At 67.2% G+C, this 16539-nt stretch carries 13 protein-coding genes; 2 read left to right on the top strand and 11 right to left on the bottom strand.

Annotation, left to right across the window (positions count from 1 at the left end):
* Positions 1–5: 5 nt before the first annotated feature.
* The 4 genes from pedF to ACLBX8_RS00600 form a co-directional block, all read right to left on the bottom strand.
* Positions 6–428: a cytochrome c-550 PedF gene (gene pedF, locus ACLBX8_RS00615; RefSeq protein ID WP_447698124.1), complete on the bottom strand. Its 423-nt coding sequence runs from the start codon at positions 426–428 to the stop codon at positions 6–8.
* Positions 429–453: 25 nt separating this feature from the next.
* Positions 454–879, bottom strand: coding sequence for a hypothetical protein (locus ACLBX8_RS00610; protein WP_447697596.1), 426 nt, complete (start codon positions 877–879; stop codon positions 454–456).
* Entirely contained in the window at positions 876–1553 is a 678-nt protein-coding gene (locus ACLBX8_RS00605; protein ID WP_447697595.1) for a pentapeptide repeat-containing protein, read from the bottom strand. The genes ACLBX8_RS00610 and ACLBX8_RS00605 overlap by 4 nt, the downstream gene beginning before the upstream one ends.
* Before the next feature lie 92 nt (positions 1554–1645).
* Positions 1646–3442, bottom strand: a complete 1797-nt coding sequence (locus ACLBX8_RS00600) for a methanol/ethanol family PQQ-dependent dehydrogenase (RefSeq protein ID WP_447697594.1) — start codon at positions 3440–3442, stop codon at positions 1646–1648.
* Between the two features lie 364 nt (positions 3443–3806).
* Between ACLBX8_RS00600 and ACLBX8_RS00595 the strand changes: the two genes are divergently transcribed.
* Both ACLBX8_RS00595 and ACLBX8_RS00590 read left to right on the top strand, forming a co-directional pair.
* On the top strand, positions 3807–4472 hold the full coding sequence (locus ACLBX8_RS00595) for a response regulator transcription factor (protein WP_447697593.1): 666 nt from the start codon (positions 3807–3809) through the stop codon (positions 4470–4472).
* A complete protein-coding gene (locus ACLBX8_RS00590; protein ID WP_447697592.1) occupies positions 4453–4887 on the top strand; it encodes a hypothetical protein in 435 nt (144 codons plus the stop codon). The genes ACLBX8_RS00595 and ACLBX8_RS00590 overlap by 20 nt, the downstream gene beginning before the upstream one ends.
* A gap of 176 nt (positions 4888–5063) precedes the next feature.
* Here the strand turns inward: ACLBX8_RS00590 and ACLBX8_RS00585 are convergent, their stop codons facing one another.
* The 7 genes from ACLBX8_RS00585 to ACLBX8_RS00555 form a co-directional block, all read right to left on the bottom strand.
* Complete coding sequence (locus ACLBX8_RS00585; RefSeq protein WP_447697591.1) at positions 5064–5930, bottom strand: DUF2163 domain-containing protein; 867 nt, start codon at positions 5928–5930, stop codon at positions 5064–5066.
* Complete coding sequence (locus ACLBX8_RS00580) at positions 5927–6538, bottom strand: DUF2460 domain-containing protein (protein ID WP_447697590.1); 612 nt, start codon at positions 6536–6538, stop codon at positions 5927–5929. The genes ACLBX8_RS00585 and ACLBX8_RS00580 overlap by 4 nt, the downstream gene beginning before the upstream one ends.
* The gene (locus ACLBX8_RS00575; RefSeq protein ID WP_447714481.1) at positions 6535–8847 is read right to left on the bottom strand and encodes a baseplate megatron protein TIM-barrel domain-containing protein; all 2313 of its coding nucleotides are present in this window, start codon (positions 8845–8847) and stop codon (positions 6535–6537) included. Before ACLBX8_RS00575 ends, ACLBX8_RS00580 begins: the two co-directional genes overlap by 4 nt.
* Positions 8848–8864: 17 nt before the next feature.
* Positions 8865–12041: a glycoside hydrolase family protein gene (locus ACLBX8_RS00570; RefSeq protein ID WP_447697588.1), complete on the bottom strand. Its 3177-nt coding sequence runs from the start codon at positions 12039–12041 to the stop codon at positions 8865–8867.
* A 466-nt stretch (positions 12042–12507) separates the two neighbouring features.
* Positions 12508–13908, bottom strand: a complete 1401-nt coding sequence (locus ACLBX8_RS00565; RefSeq protein ID WP_447697587.1) for a DUF2254 family protein — start codon at positions 13906–13908, stop codon at positions 12508–12510.
* 827 nt (positions 13909–14735) lie between these two features.
* Entirely contained in the window at positions 14736–15785 is a 1050-nt protein-coding gene (locus tag ACLBX8_RS00560; protein ID WP_447697586.1) for an Ldh family oxidoreductase, read from the bottom strand.
* A 271-nt stretch (positions 15786–16056) separates the two neighbouring features.
* A complete protein-coding gene (locus tag ACLBX8_RS00555; protein ID WP_447697585.1) occupies positions 16057–16455 on the bottom strand; it encodes a VOC family protein in 399 nt (132 codons plus the stop codon).
* Positions 16456–16539 lie beyond the last annotated feature (84 nt).

Here is a 16539-nt window from a genome sequence, read left to right as displayed (position 1 = left end):
CCCGCTCAGCTCTTGGGCTGGCTCTCGACATAGGTGCGGATCGCCCAGATCGCCTCCTGGCTGAGGATGCCCTCGAAGGGCGGCATACGGTAGCGATCGTCCTTCTTGGCGCCGTGCATCACGCGGGTCATGAACCAGCCGTCGCCGGCCTCGCCCTCCTCAAGCTCGCGCAGGTCCGGCGCCATGCCGCCAGACTTTGCGTCGAGGCCATGGCAGCGGGCACAGTTCTGGTTGTAGCCGTTGGCGCCGATCTCCATGGCCAACTTGTTGCCGTGGTAGGGGTTGGTCGCCCGGACGTCGTCGCCGAGCGGCGGCAGGCCGGTCGTGTCGACCGGCTGCGGTGCGGCGTCGCCATGGGCGAAGACGGTGGCGGGCAGCGTGGCCACGGTCAGCGGAAGCGCGAGCAGACCCGCGCGAAGGAACGTCATCATTGGAAACCTCGGAACGGACAGGTCACGGCGCCGGATCGAGCCAGATGCGCCACGTTTCGGAGCCGCTGATTTGCAGAGAGTAAGTACCGGGCGTCTCGATGGTGTAGACGGCACTGCCGCCGCCACCGATGTGCAGGTTCTGAACGATGCCGCCCTGCGCATCCTTCAGGTACATCACGAAGATCGGGCCATCGCTTTCGTAGCGCAGCACGGTCGGGGCGGTGATGACGAAGGGCTCGGTCTGCATCGTCAACCGTCCCCGGAAGCGGGGCGGCACGAGGATCGCGGCGAGGCGATCGTAGCAGCGCAGGCGCTCCCCCTCGTCCGGCAAAGCACGGCACGCGGCGAAGGCCGTGCGGACATCCGCCGACGCCTCCGCCGCCGCCGCGCCGGACAAGCCGGGCAGCAGCAGGACGAGCCACGGCGCGGCCAGCCACTCCCATCTCACTGATCCGTCTCGGCGGCGGGCGGCGCGGAGGCCTCGGGATAGGTTTCCCACACCGGCTTGCCGTGCTGCCAATGGTCCGGGCAGCCCTTGCAGCCCTTCATCCAGGCATCCTGGAAAATCGCAAAGCGGATCTGGACGCCCTGCATCACCGCATCGGTGAAGTTGGCCTCGTAGAACTTGGTCTCCTGAAGATCCGTGTCGATGAACTTCGCACCGACGAACTGCGCGCGCTTGGCCTGCACCATCTCCAGATCGGCCACCGTGAAGTCGGCTCCGCTGAAATCGGCTCCCGAGGCGCGGGCATGATCGAGGTTGGCCCCGACGAAGGAGGCACCCCGGGCCTTCAGCCCCTGCATGAAGGAGATCTGCAGGCGCGCGCCGCTGAGGTTGGCTCGGTCGAGCTGGGCGCCGCGAAGGTTCGCACCGCGCAGGTCTGCACGGGCGAGCTGGGCGCCGGTGAGATCGGCCCCGCCGAGATCCGCGTTCTTCAGGTCCGCATGGCGCAGGTCCGCGCCGGGACATTTGGTCTTGGGTGCGATCGTGCAGCCGTTGACGATCCAAGGATCGGGCCGTTCCTCGCGGTTGACGATCTGGGTCTGAGCCGACACGGGACAGGCGAGCGCCGATGCGATCAGCCCGGACAGAAGTAGCGTGCGGCCGAGGGAAGCCTGCATCGGATGACACTCGGTGACGGGGTGGGCGGTAGCGAATGAGACGGGGGCCGGGCCGAGGCTTGCGCCCCGACCCAGTCTCCGGCGGCGACCGGCTACTGCGCGGAGGCCGTGTCGGTCGGCACCTCGAACACCCAGAACGAGCCGCCCTGGCTGACGAGCTTGGTCTGATCGGCCATGTCGCCGCCCCAGAGCGGCACAGCGCCGCCGTAGCCCGAGGCGATGCCGATATACTGTTTGCCGCCATCCTCCCAAGTCATCGGCACCGAGACGACGCCGGAGCCGGTCTGGAAGGCCCAGAGCTCCTTGCCGTTCTTGGCGTCGAAGGCCTTCACATAGCCGTCCGAGGTGCCCTGGAAGACGAGGCCGCCCTTGGTGGTCATGCTGCCGCCCCAGAGCGGCATATTCTCAAGATGCTCCCACACGATCTTGCCGGTCTTCGGATCGATCGCCCGTAGGGCACCGACATGGGTGTCGAACTTGCGGTGAATGCGGAAGCCCTGGCCGAGATAGGCGGAACCCGCCTTGTAGGTGACGTTCTCGGTCCAGTAATCCTCGCTCCAGTCGTTCGACGGAATGTAGAACAGGCCTGTCTGCTGCGAGTAGGACATCGGGCTCCAATTCTTGCCGCCGAGAAAGTTCGGCGTGACCTGGATCGACTTGCCCTTGCTCTGCCCGGCCTCGGGAGCCGGCGGGCGCTGACCCTCGTTCTCGATCGGACGACCGGTCTTGAGATCGTAGCCCTTGGCCCAGGTGATGTCCTTGACGAAGGGATAGGCCGCGATTAGTGCCTCCGGCTTGTTGATCTTGCCGTCGCGGGCCGTCAGCTTGTCGATATCGGTAAGGATGAAGAAGCCGTTGCGGTCAGCATGGGCGCCGGCGCGGATCTTCTTGCCGTCCTTGTCGAGGTCGAACAGGATGATCTCGTTGTTGCCGGAATAGTCCCAGGCATCGTTCGGCGTATGCTGGAAGAAGCCGACCGGCTCGCCGTTCGACGGGTCGATATAGACTTGGCCCGAGGTGAAGAGGCTGTCGCCGGGCGAGCGGTAATGGTGGTTCCAGGGGGCCGGGTTGCCGGTGCCGATGATGAAGGTGTTGGTCTTCTCGTCGTACACGCCCGTCTGCCAGGGCGCGCCGCCGCCGTGGTTCCAGGCCTCGACCTTCTTGCCATCCTTGTCTGGCCAGGACGGCGCCTTCGCGTCGCCAGTCGGCGTCGAATCCTTGCCGTTGAGGCGTCCCATATGGCCCTCGACCATGGGCCGCATCCAAATCTCTTCGCCCGTCTCCGGGTCGCGGGCATAGAGCTTGCCCAGCGCGCCGAACTCGTCACCGGAATTCCCATGGATCAGCAGCACCCTACCGGACTTCTGATCCTTGATGATGTTGGGAGCGCCGGTATAGGCGTAGCCCGATCCGTGATCGTCGAACTTCTTGTTCCAGACGACCTTCCCGGTCTTCGCGTCGAGCGCCACCATGGAAGCGTCGAGGGTGCCGAAGAAGATCTTGTTGCCGTAGATCGCGGCGCCACGACTCACGACATCGCAGCAGGGGCGGATGTCGTCGGGCAGTCGGGCGGCGTAGGACCAGAGCTTTTTGCCGGTCTTGGCGTCGAGGGCGAAGATGCGCGAGTAGGAGGCGGTGATGTAGATGATTCCATCGTGAACGAGGGCTTGTCCCTCCTGGCCACGCTGCTTCTCGTCGCCGAAGGAGAAGGACCACTTCGGCTTCATCCGGCCAACGTTCTCGGTGTTGATCTTGTCGAGGGATGAATAGCGCTGAGCTTTCACGCCCATGCCGTACATCAGCACATCGTTGTTGGTTTGCTGATCGTTGAGGATGTCTTCCCAGGCGACGGGCTTCATCTCGTCCTTCGCGGCTGCAGGCGCGGCCATCGCCCACGAGAGAACAAGCAGGGACGAAGCAGTCAGGAAGACATTCTGGCGCGGTGATCCCGTCGCAGTCTTATTAGCCATGTCTCTCTCCCTCACGATCCAGTCTTTGAGCAGGATCGCGCTCTATTGAAAGGCAGCAGCCGGAAGCGGGCAGCCTCTCTTTCGCGACTATAGACAGCAATCGGGGGCGTGCCGACATGGACCTTGGTATAATAACGCCACATTATTTTCTTATTAAGAGGGAAAATAGGCCACGATTTTTGCGTCTTGCTCTATATCAATCTCGACGAAAACCATAAGTACAATATTTGTACTTTTTTGATTGACGACATCCGGGCGGGCTGCCGATCATGATCACACCGTCGTGCCCTTCTCCGAGGCGGCTGTGCATCTCGTTCTCGTGGACGATCATACCCTGTTCCGGGATGCGCTCCGGCGCGTCCTGCAACTCGGCTTCCCCGAAGCGACGATACGGGAGACATCCTCAATCGAGGGGGCCATCGACGATCTCTCGCAGCATCCCGAGCCGGATCTCGTCATCCTCGACCTGACGATGCGGGGCGTGCGGGGGTTCGAGGGCTTTCTAACGGTCCGATCCCGCTTTCCACGGATCCCGATCCTGATTTGCTCGGGTGTCGATGAGCCGCGCATCATTCGCGAGGCGCTGGCTCTCGGAGCAGCCGGCTTCGTCGCCAAGACGGCTCGGCAGGCAACCTACCACGCTGCCGTCAAGCAGGCTCTCGAAGGGCAGGCCTTCGTGCCGGAGGGCGTCGTGCCGCTGCCCCCCGAGGCTGGGCAACGCTCCGCCTCCGCTCGAATCTCCACCCTGTCGCAGGGGCAACTCAACGTGCTGATCCTCATCAAGAAGGGCCTGACCAATCAGGAAATTGCGGCTCGCCTCGGGATCGGCATGTCCATGGTCAAGACCCACGCCACCGAGATCATGCGCAAGCTTGGCGTACGGACCCGAACTCAAGCGGTGATCTTCGTGTCCGAGCTCGATTTTGAGCATGCCGGACTACGTCGGTAAGGCCATGACATGCAACGCGCAGCGTCATCTAAGTCGAATCGTCCCTGCGATGATCATTTTGCTGACGATTTTTGTGAACTCCACGTTGAGCCAAACCGTAGAGGACGGATCTCAAGCGTCGATAGGGCCAGAAGATACAAAAATTGTCCTCGATCTCATCCGGCGTGAACTCGAAAGTCCTGATGCGAAGGTCACAAATTTGCGCCGAAGCGGGCCCGTCCACATTTGTGGTTCCGTGAACGTCAAGAACCGCGAGGGCCTCTATACGGGCGAGCGCGGATTCGTCGTCGATCTACAAAATGTCAAGTTCGGCCGCGTCCCGGATGGACCAGAACTTCTTAATCCTCGCGTGGCTGGATTCACTCTGAAGGAGGCGATCCGCCAAGACTATTTTCGCTTGTGCTTAGAGAGCTGATTGTAACGAATCCACCGCCTGCTACCAGGGATCCGTCGCCTTCACCGAAGCGGCTGTGAGAGGCGCATCACCGCCGTAGCAACGGCCTGGGGAGGTCTGCTTTCGGGAACATCACGGCCGCGCGTGAACGACTGCGCTGGGTCGCAACCGGACGGTCGAGCGGCCGGTTCTGCCCGTCAGAACGCGGCCTCGGGCGTCGGCACGAACGGGAAGCCGCGGAAGTTCGCCTCGTTGGCGAACTTGGACCGGCACGTCGCGAGGGTATGGTCACAGCCCTGGTAGGCTGTGAAGGTATCTTTGGCGGCTGGGAGCGCCGGGAGCGGGTAGGTCAGCGTTAGGCCGGTCGTCTCCGCCAGCTTGATCGTGGCCGAGATCCCGGTGTTGCCGCCAGAGGTGAACGTCACCGTCCCCTGCGTGAGCGCCTCGCTCGCGCCGGCCCAGGGGATGAACGTCGCGCTCGCCCCGTCGCCGACGGCCCCGGCCGAGGCGTAGGCCTGCCGCACGAGCCGGCAGCCGGTGTCGTAGAGCGTGTGGTTGCAGGTCGGCTGCCAGACGTTGCGTGGCAGGTCGATGTCGAGCAGCGTCAGCTCGCTCGCAACCGTCAGGGTCGCGGCGGTGCGCCCGACCTGATCGACGCTCGCCAGGCGCCCTGTGAACAGCGTCACGCCGCCGATCGGCGGCGCGTCCCAGGCGCTGAGGAAGGCCCGGTCGCGCCGGATCGTGCAGCCGTCGAACACGCCCTCGCGCAGGGCCACGAGGAACGGCACGCCGCCGACGGTGTCGGTCGGGCGGGCCGAGACCGTGATCCGCTGCTGATCGACGTCGAGGCCGGTGGTGCAGCGGTAGCGCAGCCCGTCCACCAGCACGGAATCGGCACGGTAGGTGGTTCCGTTCAGCGCGATCGGCACGTCGGCATCGGTGTAGGCCAGGATCAGGCCGGACAGCAGCGTGAAGGTGAAGCAGTCGGCCATCAGCAGCCGCTTGTCGGCCCGCGCACGCATCTCGGCGAGGTAGGCCAGGAGTGCGGGATCGGCGGGCCTCACGTGCGCACGCTCCGGAACTTGACGCCTTCCGCCTTCCACAGCCCGGCCATGACGTTCTCGAAGTCCTGCACGTCGTCGAGGAAGCGGCACAGGTAGGCGAAGCTGAACGCGGCGCCGATCACTGCGCCCGCGGCCGGCGCGGCCGGCAGCACGATCCGGTTCGGCGCGGCGAGGCTCCAGCCGTCGGCTGGCGCGCCGTCGACGGTGACGGCGCGCAGCGCGGTGACCCAGCCGACCGGCTCGGAGAAGCCGCCGAGCATCCGGTATGCCGGGAAGGCCAGCGACCGGCCGTCGCCGACGCCGATCGCGCCGGCCGTGACCGCGCTGTCGGTCGGATCCGTGTACAGGAACGTCCCGAAGCGGCCCTGGCAGCGCAGGAACAGGCCGAGCAGCGCCTGCAGTGAGTTCGCGCCGAGACCGGGGAAGGCCGAGCCCGAGGCGAGCCCGTCGAAGGTCACCTCGAACTCCCACAGCGGCGCCGCGTACAGGCTGGCGCGCACCTCCCGGCCCGAGACGTGCGGGGCGAGCCGCGTCGCGAAGGTCGGGCGCTTGTGCACGGACCAGCCCTGGCCCGGCAGCGCGGGGAAGGCGGGCGGGACCTCGCTCACCCGCGCACGCTCACGAGCCGGAGGGCTTGGGTGGCGAACAGCAGCGCCATGAACTGCTCCAGATCGAGGTCGTCGTCGGCGAAGCGGCAGAGCAGGGTGGATCCCGCCCCGAGCTCGGGCGGCACGGCGACGTGGAACGGCAGGGCGCGTCCAGAGACGGCGCCGTAGAAGCCCGCAAGGCGCTCGAAGTCACCGGCGAGCCCGCCCATCGCGAAGCCGCCAGTGGCCAGGACGTCGTAGGCCAGTTCGATCTCCCAGGACGGCGACCGTACGCGCGCCGCCCGCGCCTCCCGGCCGGAGACGTGCGCGGCCGCTCCGGTGCGGAAGGTCGGGGCGTAGCGCACCGACCATGCGCGTCCGGACAGCGCCGGGAAGCTCGGGTACGGCCCCGGTACCGGTGGGGGATCGGGCAGCGGCGGCGGCAGCGCCGGGCCCTTGCCGCTGACCCACAGGCCCGCCGGCCAGTTGAGGGTATCGCCCCAGACGTCGGAGCGCAGCGGGAAGGTCGGGAACGGCCGCGCGTCCCAGTTCCAGACCGCGAAGAAGGCGGTCTGCAGCATCGGCAGCCCGGCGGCCGAGACCTCGTTGTGGCCGTCGCGGTACCAGTACTCGTGGACCGCCCGCAGGGCCATCGCGCAGAGCGTGTCGTCCCGCCGGGGCGTGTAGGTCGCCCCGTCGGCGCTGTCCCACACGGACCAGAACGCGGTGAAGCTCTCCGTGCTCTTCGGGTCGTAGAACACGTTCGGCTGGTTGGTCGCGCGGTCGATCGAGCCGAAGCCGTACTCGACCGTGGTGATCGACTTCGATTGCGGCACCCAGCGGGTGGCGGGCCCGCGCGGGGCCCAGCCGCGGCCGTCGCCGTCGTCGTAGACGGCGCGGTGCGGGTTCTTCCACCACCAGCGCAGCTGCTTGTTCGCCAGGATCTCCTGGCCCGGATAGTACCGGCTGCGGGTCTGGGTCGCGCGGTCGCCGGTCGGCCGGGACACCTGCTGATCCGAGCCGAGCGGGTCGAAACCGATCCCGAGATTGTCCGAGTCGGCGTAGAACCAGTCGTACTTCTCGCCGCCCTCGATGTTCCGCTTCAGGTAGGCGATCGAATAGAGCGTCGGCTCGCCCGAGAGCCCGAGGCCGCTCATCGTGTCCGGCCCGGGCGGCCAGCGGCTCCGATCGGGCGCGGGCGCCGTCCAGTTCGCCGCGTCGAGCCCACCCTCGGTGGTCCAGTCCGACAGCGGCAGGTAGTTGTCGAAGGCCACGAGGTCGATGCTGTCCCGGCCGTAGAGCTGGTCGAGATGCGGCCACTGCCCGGCCTCGCCGGGGTGCTGCACGCCCATCCACACCGACCAGTCCGGCGAGTAGGTGATCAGGTTGTGCAGGCCCGCGGTGTCCCGCGTCAGCCCGGCCGCGTCGAAGATCCCGCGCACGTCGTCGGCGAGCCGCCCGAGCCCATCGACGAAGGGGTAGTCCCAGGTGACGGTGCCGTCGGCGCCGGTCGTGCCGGCCCGGGTCCAGCCGGGCCCGCGGATCGCCTCCAGGCCGCGCAGCTCGGAGCCGAGCAGGAACAGGTCGACGCCGCCGGCCAGCACGCACAGGTTGGCGCAGTGCAGGATCATCCGGCGCAACGTGTAATCTTCGGCCGGGCCGGCATAGTCGACGGTCAGCCGGTCGGGGTGGCGGGTGAAGTGCGACGGCTGCGCCGGCCCGAGGATCCGGGCCACCGTCGCGGCCGCGGCCGTATTCCCGTCCGCGTCGAGCCCGATGCGCCCGCGCCACGGGAAGCCGGGGCAGTCCATCAGCAGGAACGGGTAGAACACGACGCGGTAGCCGCGCGCCTTGAGGTCGCGCAGGCAGCGCACCACGCTCTGGTCGGACGGCGTGCCGCCGTAGACCGCGTGGCCGTCGACGGTGGTGATCGGGATCAGGATCGGGGCGCCATCCGGGCCCCGCGAGAGCTGGTTCAGGCCGGAGACCTGCCAATTCTCCTCGACGGGAGTGGGTCCATCCATGCGCTGGAACGAGCCGTCGATGTAGATCGTCGACGGGTAGATCCTGCAGACGCGCGCGTCGACCGAGGAGCCGAACCACGCCACGAGCAGGTTGACCGTGGTGCAGCCGGGCACCTGCTCGGCCAGGGCGTCGAGGGCGAGGCTGCAATCCGTGCGCCCCGAACCCGGCGCCGCGTAGGTGTTGATCGGCTTGAACGGGCGCTCGGTCGCCGAGGGCGGCCAGCGCGAGGCCCGGTAGGGCAGCGGGTCGTAGCCGAACTCCCCGGTCGCGGGCAGCAGGTTGAAGCCGGTGATGGTGTCGATCACGGCGCAGCCCGGCTCGATCAGCCCGGTCCCAGCCGCGACAGGCCGAGATGCGCGCCCTGCCGGACCGCTTGGTTGATCGCCCGCATCAGCGGGCGCGAGTGGTTCTGGAAGAAGTCCGCCACCGAGGCGCCATCCATGGCCGAGACGTTGATCTGGGTGGTGTGGTTGAGCGCGAGGCTCGGGGCCGGGCTGCCGCCCATGGCCGCTCGCAGGGCGCCGGCCGGCCCGGCCGGCACGATCATCTCGCCCTTGTGCACCTGCGCGACCATGTCGTTGGGCAGCGACCACGCCCCGACCGCGAAGGACGGGATCGCCGCGGCGGCCGCCGCCACGGTCGCCTCGCCGGCGGCCGCGGGGCCAACCGCGGCCGGGCCGAGCACCGGCGACAGGAAGCCGAAGATGCCCGCGAAGGTCTCGGAGGCCGAGGCCATGATCGACTTCACCATCGCGCCCGCCTGCGTGGCGAAGGCGGAGGTCGCGCCCGTCTCCTCGGCGCCGGTCCGGGCAGCGACGCCCGCGGTGGTGGCCGCGGTCTTGGTGACCTCGCCGGCCTGATGGGCCGAGACGCCGGCGAGCCAGTCGGCGATCAGCTTCACCCGTGCCTGGACGTAGCTCTGGACGATCGACAGCGCCGTGCTGCGCGCCGCCTGGGCGATCGTGGTCTGCCCCTGGACCACGCTGAAGACGTTGCCGGTGAGCGTCGAGCCGATCTGCTCGTAGGTGCGCTTGGTGTCCTGGTACTCGGCCTTCTGCATCTCGCGCTCGGCCTGCGCGCGGCGGCTCGCCGATTCGGACGCGAGCCGGTCGAGCTGCGCCATCGCCTGCCGGTACTGACTCGTGCCCTGGCCCCAGATCTCGGCGAGCTTGCGCTGGTGGTCGCGCTCCAGGTCCTCGATCTGCCCCAGCACCGCGCCGGTCTCGGCCTGGCGCTCCGCGAAGCCGAGGCCGCGCTCCTGCGCCTCCTGCCGGAGGTCGCGCATGCGATCCTCCAGGACGCGCTTGGCGTTCTGGTAGGCCGTGTCCTCGGCGGTGGCGCGCTCCTGCGCCTCGGCCTGCTCCACCGCCCGGGTGTTGGCGATCTTCTGGGCCTCGAGCTGGTTCCACGCCGCCGTGCCGCGGGCGTGCAGCCCCTGCTCGACGGTGAGCGCGTCGTTGAGGATGCGCAGCCGCTCGCGCGAGCCGGTCTCCATCTCGGCGGTCTGGAGGCTGGCCTCGGATCGGGTGAGCGCGACGCGCTTCTCGGCCAGCGCGGCCTCGCCCTGCGCGAGCCGGGTCTGGAGCGCCGTGCGCGCCGAGAGGTCGGTGGTCGCGTCGAGCTGCCGGCGCAGGGCGTCGTTCGCCCGCTCCTGCGCGGCGACCTCGTCGCGCCGCCCCGCCGCGTTGGCCTGGGCCGTGGCCAGCGCCTCGCGGTCGAGCGCGTTGCCCCCGGCCTGGCGGTCCGCGAGCTGCTGGCGCAGGTCGAGCTGCGCGCGCAGCGCCTCGGCGGTGGCGCCGCCCGTGATGTTGTCGGCCTCCTGATTGCGCCGCCCGGCATTGATCCCGCCGTTGTCGCCCGAACGCCCGCGGATCGTGGCGGCCAGCGCGCCCTCGTCGCCGCCGCGCGCCGCCGCCGCCACGTCCCGCGGCAGCGAGCCGTAATTGTAGGCCACGGAGGTGAGCGAGGCCTTCGCCCGGTCGGACAGGCCCTGCCAGGCCGCGCCCACCTGCGCGGCCGCCTCGGTCTGGAACGCCACGAGGCGGCGGGCGAGATCGCGCTCGGCATCCTCGCGCGTCGTGACGGTGTCGGCGGTGACCGCGCTGACGCGGCCGTCGGCGCCGGTGGTCGTGTCCGAGCCGAAGCCGACGCGGAAGCGGCCGTCGTTGTCGCGGTAGGCCGCGCTGCTGAACCCCTCGAATTTGCGGATCAGCGCCGCGGCGTCGCCGGTGGCGCCCTGGAGGCGCTGGCGCAGCAGGTCGATCCGGCCGCTCGCCTGATCGATCCCGGCCTGCGCGGTGTTGCCGAGGAGGTTGGCGGTGGCGTCGGTGAGCTGATTGGTGTCGAGCGGCGTCCGCGCCAGGGTGGCGTTGCGGCGCTCGATCGTCTCCAGCTGCTTCTCCAGCGCCTCGGTGACCCGGTTCGCCTCGTCAACCTGCCCGCGCAGGCGCGAGGCGAACAGGCCGGCGAGCGGGCCCAGGGCCGAATAGCTCTTGAGCTGCTCCTGCAGCGACCGGGTCATCTCGTTGCCGTAGGCGCGGGCGCGCTCGACCAGGGCCGATAGGATGGCGGCCTGCATCTGGTTGGCGTTGCCGTTCTGGCGGGCGAGGTCGAACTGCGCGCGCAGCTCGCGCGAGACGCCGCCGAGCGCGGCGAGATACGGCCCGCCGGCGGCGGCGGGGTCGCGCAGCGCCCCGGTCAGCGCGGAGGCCATCTGCTTCGCCTCGTCCTCGGAGGAGGCCATCATGGCGATCAGCGAGACGATCGAGGCGTTGGCCGAGCCGGTGTAGCTCGGAACCGAGGCGAGCATGGCCTCGATCGAGGCCGCGCCCTGGTCGGTCATGCCTGGAACCTTGGTCAACTCCAGCGTGAAGGCCTGGAGCATCCGGGTGGCGTTCTCGAAGCCGCGCGCCTGCGCGGCGGCCTGGAGCCGGTCCATGTTGCCGGCGGCCGCGATGGTGCGGCCCTCGACCTCGAGCAGGCCGGAGCCGTAGATCTGCGAGCCGCGGCGCCACTCCTGAAAGGCACTGCGCTGCCGCTCGATCGCGCCGGTGAGCCCCTGCGTGGATAGAGCCGTGACGTCGAGGGCGCGCGAGGCCGAGAGCGCGTTGAAGGCGTATTCCACCAGCGCGGTGGCGCCGGACCGGGCCGCGGTCGCGGTGGCCGAAATGGCGGTGCCGACTGCCGCGTAGGTCCGCCCGGTCGCGCCGGACACGGCCTCGTCGGCCGCGCGAAGACCCTCGTAGGCGGCGACCAGCGCCGCCACGGCGCGGGCCTGCGTGGCGAGCGCGGACGTGTTCTCGGCGCTAACCTGGATCTGCCGCAGCGACGCGTTGGCCGCGTCGATGGCGGCCTTCAGCTCGTCGTAGCTCTGGCGCGCGGTGGCGTTCTGGCCGCGGGCCGCCGTGGCGAAGCCCTGGATCGTGCCCTTGGCCTGATCGGCGGCCGCGCGGATGCCGCCGGCGTCGCCGCCGAAGCGGATCTGGATGTCGTCGGCCATGGTCGGGCTCAAACGCGATCGGGTTGACCGAGCGGGCGGCTGCTAGGGGTGGCTTTGCGAGGTTCCACTTGGGGCGACCACGCGCGGAAGCGGACGCTGCTGATCAGACAGATGCGACCGCTGCCCGACCCGCGAAACCAGCATGATCTTTAAGCGCTGAGGCCGGCCCTGCTGGAGATCATCATGTTTGCCAAGGTCTTCGTTGCTGCCGTTATCGGCGCCGCCGGGTCGGGCCTTGCGCATGCAGAGACAGGCGCACCCAACGCGGCAGGCACGGCAACCACGACAACCCGCCAAATCCCTGACACCGGGGCTGGAGCCTCCGGCGAGAGCGTACCGGCCTCCTCCGTGGGTGGGGGTATCATCGGCAGCGAGGCCGTACACGGCACGGGCGCTCACGAGGCGAAAGGCCTGTCACCTGAGTCGTCACGCCCCCCGTCCGGGAAGAAGTGACGGACGCCTGCGCTCAGGCGGATGTCGGCACGCGCGTCCCGCGGGAGTTGAGCGTGCCGATGCTCTCGGCCAGCGTTTCGGCTGCGGCCCGGATTGCCTCGGCGGCATCAGGCTCACCCCTGCCCGCTAAGCTTCGCCGGCAGCGGCTCAGCTCCTCCTCGAGATCTCGTGTCAGCACGTGGTCTCCGAGGCTCGATAGCAGCCGCTGCACCGTGTCGGTCAACGCCGGCAGCTGTGCGGTCGGCACGTCATCGATTAACGTCGCGAGGGTCCGCCAGACTTCGGCGGCCAGCGTGTTCTGCATGCTCTCGGAAGCGACGACGCCGATCGCCGCGATAGCCAGGATCGCATCATCCACCCCCCGATCGGCATAGACGATCCGGGACGCGCTGTTTTCCGGGATCGCATCGGCGCTGCTCCAGCGCGCGATGATGTCCCGCAGGCAATGGCACACCAAGATCGCCGGTTGCGGGTTTTGCTTCGATGTCGAGGCGGTCGTCCAGGCAATCGAGTAAAGCTGCTCGATCCCGAAGCCGGCATCGCTGTCGATCGTCCGGCGTGGTTCAATCTTGATAGCGGCAGTGATCGACCGATCGAGTGCCAGCAGCGCGTCGCCCAGCAGGGATCGGGCAGCGTGAATGCAAAAAAGCGGGTCGCGGAAGGCGAGGTTGGTGCCGACGCGGGCGATGATCTCGATCTCGGCGTCATGCTCCGCTGCGGACCGCTCGATCGTCGCGAGGTCGATACCGCACACCACGCCGTAAGCGTCCGTTCGGACGGTCTGCGACCACGACAGACCGGCGCGGGGTGTACGCCGGGTGCCCGCGATCATGCCCCCGTCCACGGCGCGGGCCTTGATCGTATGATCGTGGATCGCGGTGATGACGGAATGCGGCCGCATTTGATCGATGGTGCTGTAGATCAGGATCACCACCATGCACAGCGCCGCGCCCGTCATCAGGAGCGACAGTAGTGCCCCGATGATCGGTTTGTGGTCGGGATTGGCGCTGCCAAGCGTCAACAGCACGAAGACGCTAAGACCTACGAAGAAGCCGAAACTCAGCTTGTTCGAGCGTCGCTGGATGAATTGGTCGTAGACGTGGGTGGAGAGGGTCGAGGCGGTTTGCTGTACGGCAATCAGCAGAAGGGAAAACGTGATCGACGTGACCGTGATCATACCCGACGCGACGGTACCGAGCAGGCTTGCGATTGCGCCCGTGTCCCCAAGCAGATGGGCGAGCCAGGGGAGCGGTGTAGGGCCAGGGCGACCCCACAGCGCGTCATCGAGCAGATAGCTCAGCGCGAACAGGCCCAGGAACGCCGCAACGACGATCAGTGGAAGGCCGATGAACTCCCGTAAAGACCGCCGAATAAGCGCCAGAATTTGGTCACGGGCCCGATTTACGATTTTCATTCGGCTTTATTGAGCATACTTCTAGATCGTTTCATTGTGTCGAATTCTGAAATCGGATTGATTTTAGATCAGCGGAAAACCATCATCCGCTGACCGTTGATTGCACAGCTCGTCTGATCGATCAGCGCTTCATGTTCTCGGGCAGATGCTCGATAGGATCGACTCTTCCGCTGCTTCCGCCCCCCTGGACCGGTCCCCCCTTCATCACATCAGTGGACGAGCTGATGGCGCTCGGCGCAGAGACGCGGCCGGTCGGCTGATTAGCCGGCGCGGTGGAGCTGTCCGCATTGTGTGTCCCGGAAGGCAGGGTTCCTGGAGTTGGCTGATCAATCCTGCTGCCAACCGACTGCGCTTGTGCCGCGAAACCGACACCCGCAAGCGTGAGACCCGCTGCCATACCCAGGAACCGAACTGCCATACCGCCATCCCCCAGGTTTGCAGAAACAACACAGAAACACTGCGCCAACACAAACTCACGAGCTTGGTTCCTCAGGGCGTTAGGCCGTTCGGGCCAATAGCTGTTTGGGTCAGCCTCGCTTCAGACGTTTCGAGATGCGATGATACAGGCGGGCACAGCCCGTCGGGTTGGCGACCGTCTGTCTTGGATTTGTATCTATCGCTCATGCAGCGCAGGTGACGGGCGTCTGCTTTCGAGAAGCGCCGCGGCACGCTCGAATGGCTCATATGGGTCCCCAGCGGAATGACCGCGTAGGGTGGATTTCCGCCAGTCCGCTATCGGGTGGCCATGCAATAAGAGCGGACATTACCACCGCGCCTGTTCAAGACCCATTGCCGAAGGGGGATGGACCGCTTCTGACAATCCTTCCTTACCATCCGGGAGTAATCCCGGTTTCTTCGGCGAGTCGGTGTAGGTCGGCGAGGGTGTCGTCGGGCAAGGCCAAGCCCTCGGCGCGGTTTCGCGTCGCGTTGCGGGCCTCGATCTCGCCTGGATAGAAGACCTCATCGAACCCCTGCGCCAGCGGCACGGACTTCAAGTCAGCGATCAGTTGGTCCATGCGCGTGTTGAACTCCGTCAGCGGCTGGATCTGGGCGATGTCGATCGCGATCATCAACTGCCCCGCCCCACTGCGGTGCTCGGTCTGATAGGGGCCGGTCACCCGCGGCCCGAAGGCGCTGCCGGTGAGCACGCCCGAGAGCATGTCCATCATCAGCGCGATGGCGTAGCCCTTGTGCTGGGCCATCGGCAGGATGATCCCGTCGATGGCCGCCGCCGGGTCGGTGGTCGGGGCGCCGGACGCGTCGAGGGCCCACCCTTCCGGGATCAGCTGTCCCTTCTGCTTGGCGAGGTAGACCTTGCCCCGGGCCACCCCGGTATTGGCGATGTCGAGCGCCATCGGCGCGTGCGAGCCGGCCGGGCAGGCCCAGGACCACGGGTTGGTGCCCACCGTCTTCTGGCGGCCGCCCCATGGCGCCATCGCCGGGCTGGCATTGGTCGACAGGAACGCCACGCAGCCTTCCCGCGCGGCCATCAGCGTGAAGTACAGGGCGGTGCCGAAATGGCCGGAATTGCGCAGGGCTACGGCGCTGACCCCGTGCGCCTTCGCCCGCCGGATCGCCTCTCGCATCGCGTGGGCGGTGAGCACTTGGCCCATGCCGTCGTGACCGTCGATCACGGCGAGGCCGCCGGCATCAACGACCGTTTCGGGCTGCGCGATCGGGGCGCAGACCCCCGCCTTCAATCGGGCGGTGTACCAAGACAGCCGCATGACCCCATGCGATTGGTGCCCCCATAGGTCGGCATGGACGAGTGTGTCGGCGGCGAGCCGCGCATCGGGCTCCGGCATGCCGGCCGCAGTATAGACCGCGCTGGCGAAGTCCAGCAGCTTGTCGGCGGGAATGCGTGTGGCGCTTGCCATAAGTCGCTCCTGAAATCTCGGCGAGAGAAGCGAGTGTAAATGTCGGCTTTGGGGCAGCGGCCCGATGACGGCTTACCAACCCGAGCCGAAGTTGCCGGAGGGCTGACGAACGGCCGCTTCTGGGAAGTTGCGATGGCGGGCCAGGCGGCTGGATTGGGTCGGATGCGGGAAGACCGCTTGGGGTGGTCTGGAGACGGTCCGCTTCTGCCGCACAACACGGCAGAAGCGCTCATCAGGCTACCCGTCGTTGAGTTCGAGCCATGATACTTTGTCAGACGGCGGCGATGTCTCTGCGCCGGAGTTGGGTCTGAGTTGCAACCTCGATGAAATAGCCACCCTTGGCCTTGAAGTAGAATGTCCAAGCGCCGTGGTAGTCACGCGGTTCAGGCACGTCCCAGCCATCGGCTTTCAGGCGAGCATTCAGCGCATCGACCTGCTCTCGGCTATCTTGGATGAAGCCAATATGATGAATATCGCTATCCTCAGGATAAGTGAAGGTACCTCGCTTTTTCGCGAAGTCATTGAGGACTAGCACCATACCATCATCGTCTTGTATGACGGCGATTGCCTTCCCGCGCATCACTAACGTGCGTAATCCAAAATAGGTCTCGAACATCGAGACATCCGCCGGAATATCGATGCTCGTGAGATTGATGTGATTGAGCTTCACTGGACGCACCTTTCCCATTCACCGGAAAGGACGCGCTGGTAGTCGGCTGCTGATGGCGGCCGCCATGCACGAGCGCTAGGCCAC

It is taken from the genome of Methylobacterium sp. D48H, assembly GCF_053345715.1.
This window is presented reverse-complemented; position numbering and strand designations above follow the sequence as displayed.

Coding starts and splice junctions, on each gene's coding strand:
- pedF (WP_447698124.1), bottom strand. CDS start 428: ATGACGTTCCTTCGCGCGGGTCTGCTCGCGCTTCCGCTGACCGTGGCC.
- ACLBX8_RS00605 (WP_447697595.1), bottom strand. CDS start 1,553: ATGCAGGCTTCCCTCGGCCGCACGCTACTTCTGTCCGGGCTGATCGCA.
- ACLBX8_RS00600 (WP_447697594.1), bottom strand. CDS start 3,442: ATGGCCGCGCCTGCAGCCGCGAAGGACGAGATGAAGCCCGTCGCCTGG.
- ACLBX8_RS00590 (WP_447697592.1), top strand. CDS start 4,453: ATGCCGGACTACGTCGGTAAGGCCATGACATGCAACGCGCAGCGTCAT.
- ACLBX8_RS00570 (WP_447697588.1), bottom strand. CDS start 12,041: ATGGCCGACGACATCCAGATCCGCTTCGGCGGCGACGCCGGCGGCATC.
- ACLBX8_RS00565 (WP_447697587.1), bottom strand. CDS start 13,908: ATGAAAATCGTAAATCGGGCCCGTGACCAAATTCTGGCGCTTATTCGG.
- ACLBX8_RS00560 (WP_447697586.1), bottom strand. CDS start 15,785: ATGGCAAGCGCCACACGCATTCCCGCCGACAAGCTGCTGGACTTCGCC.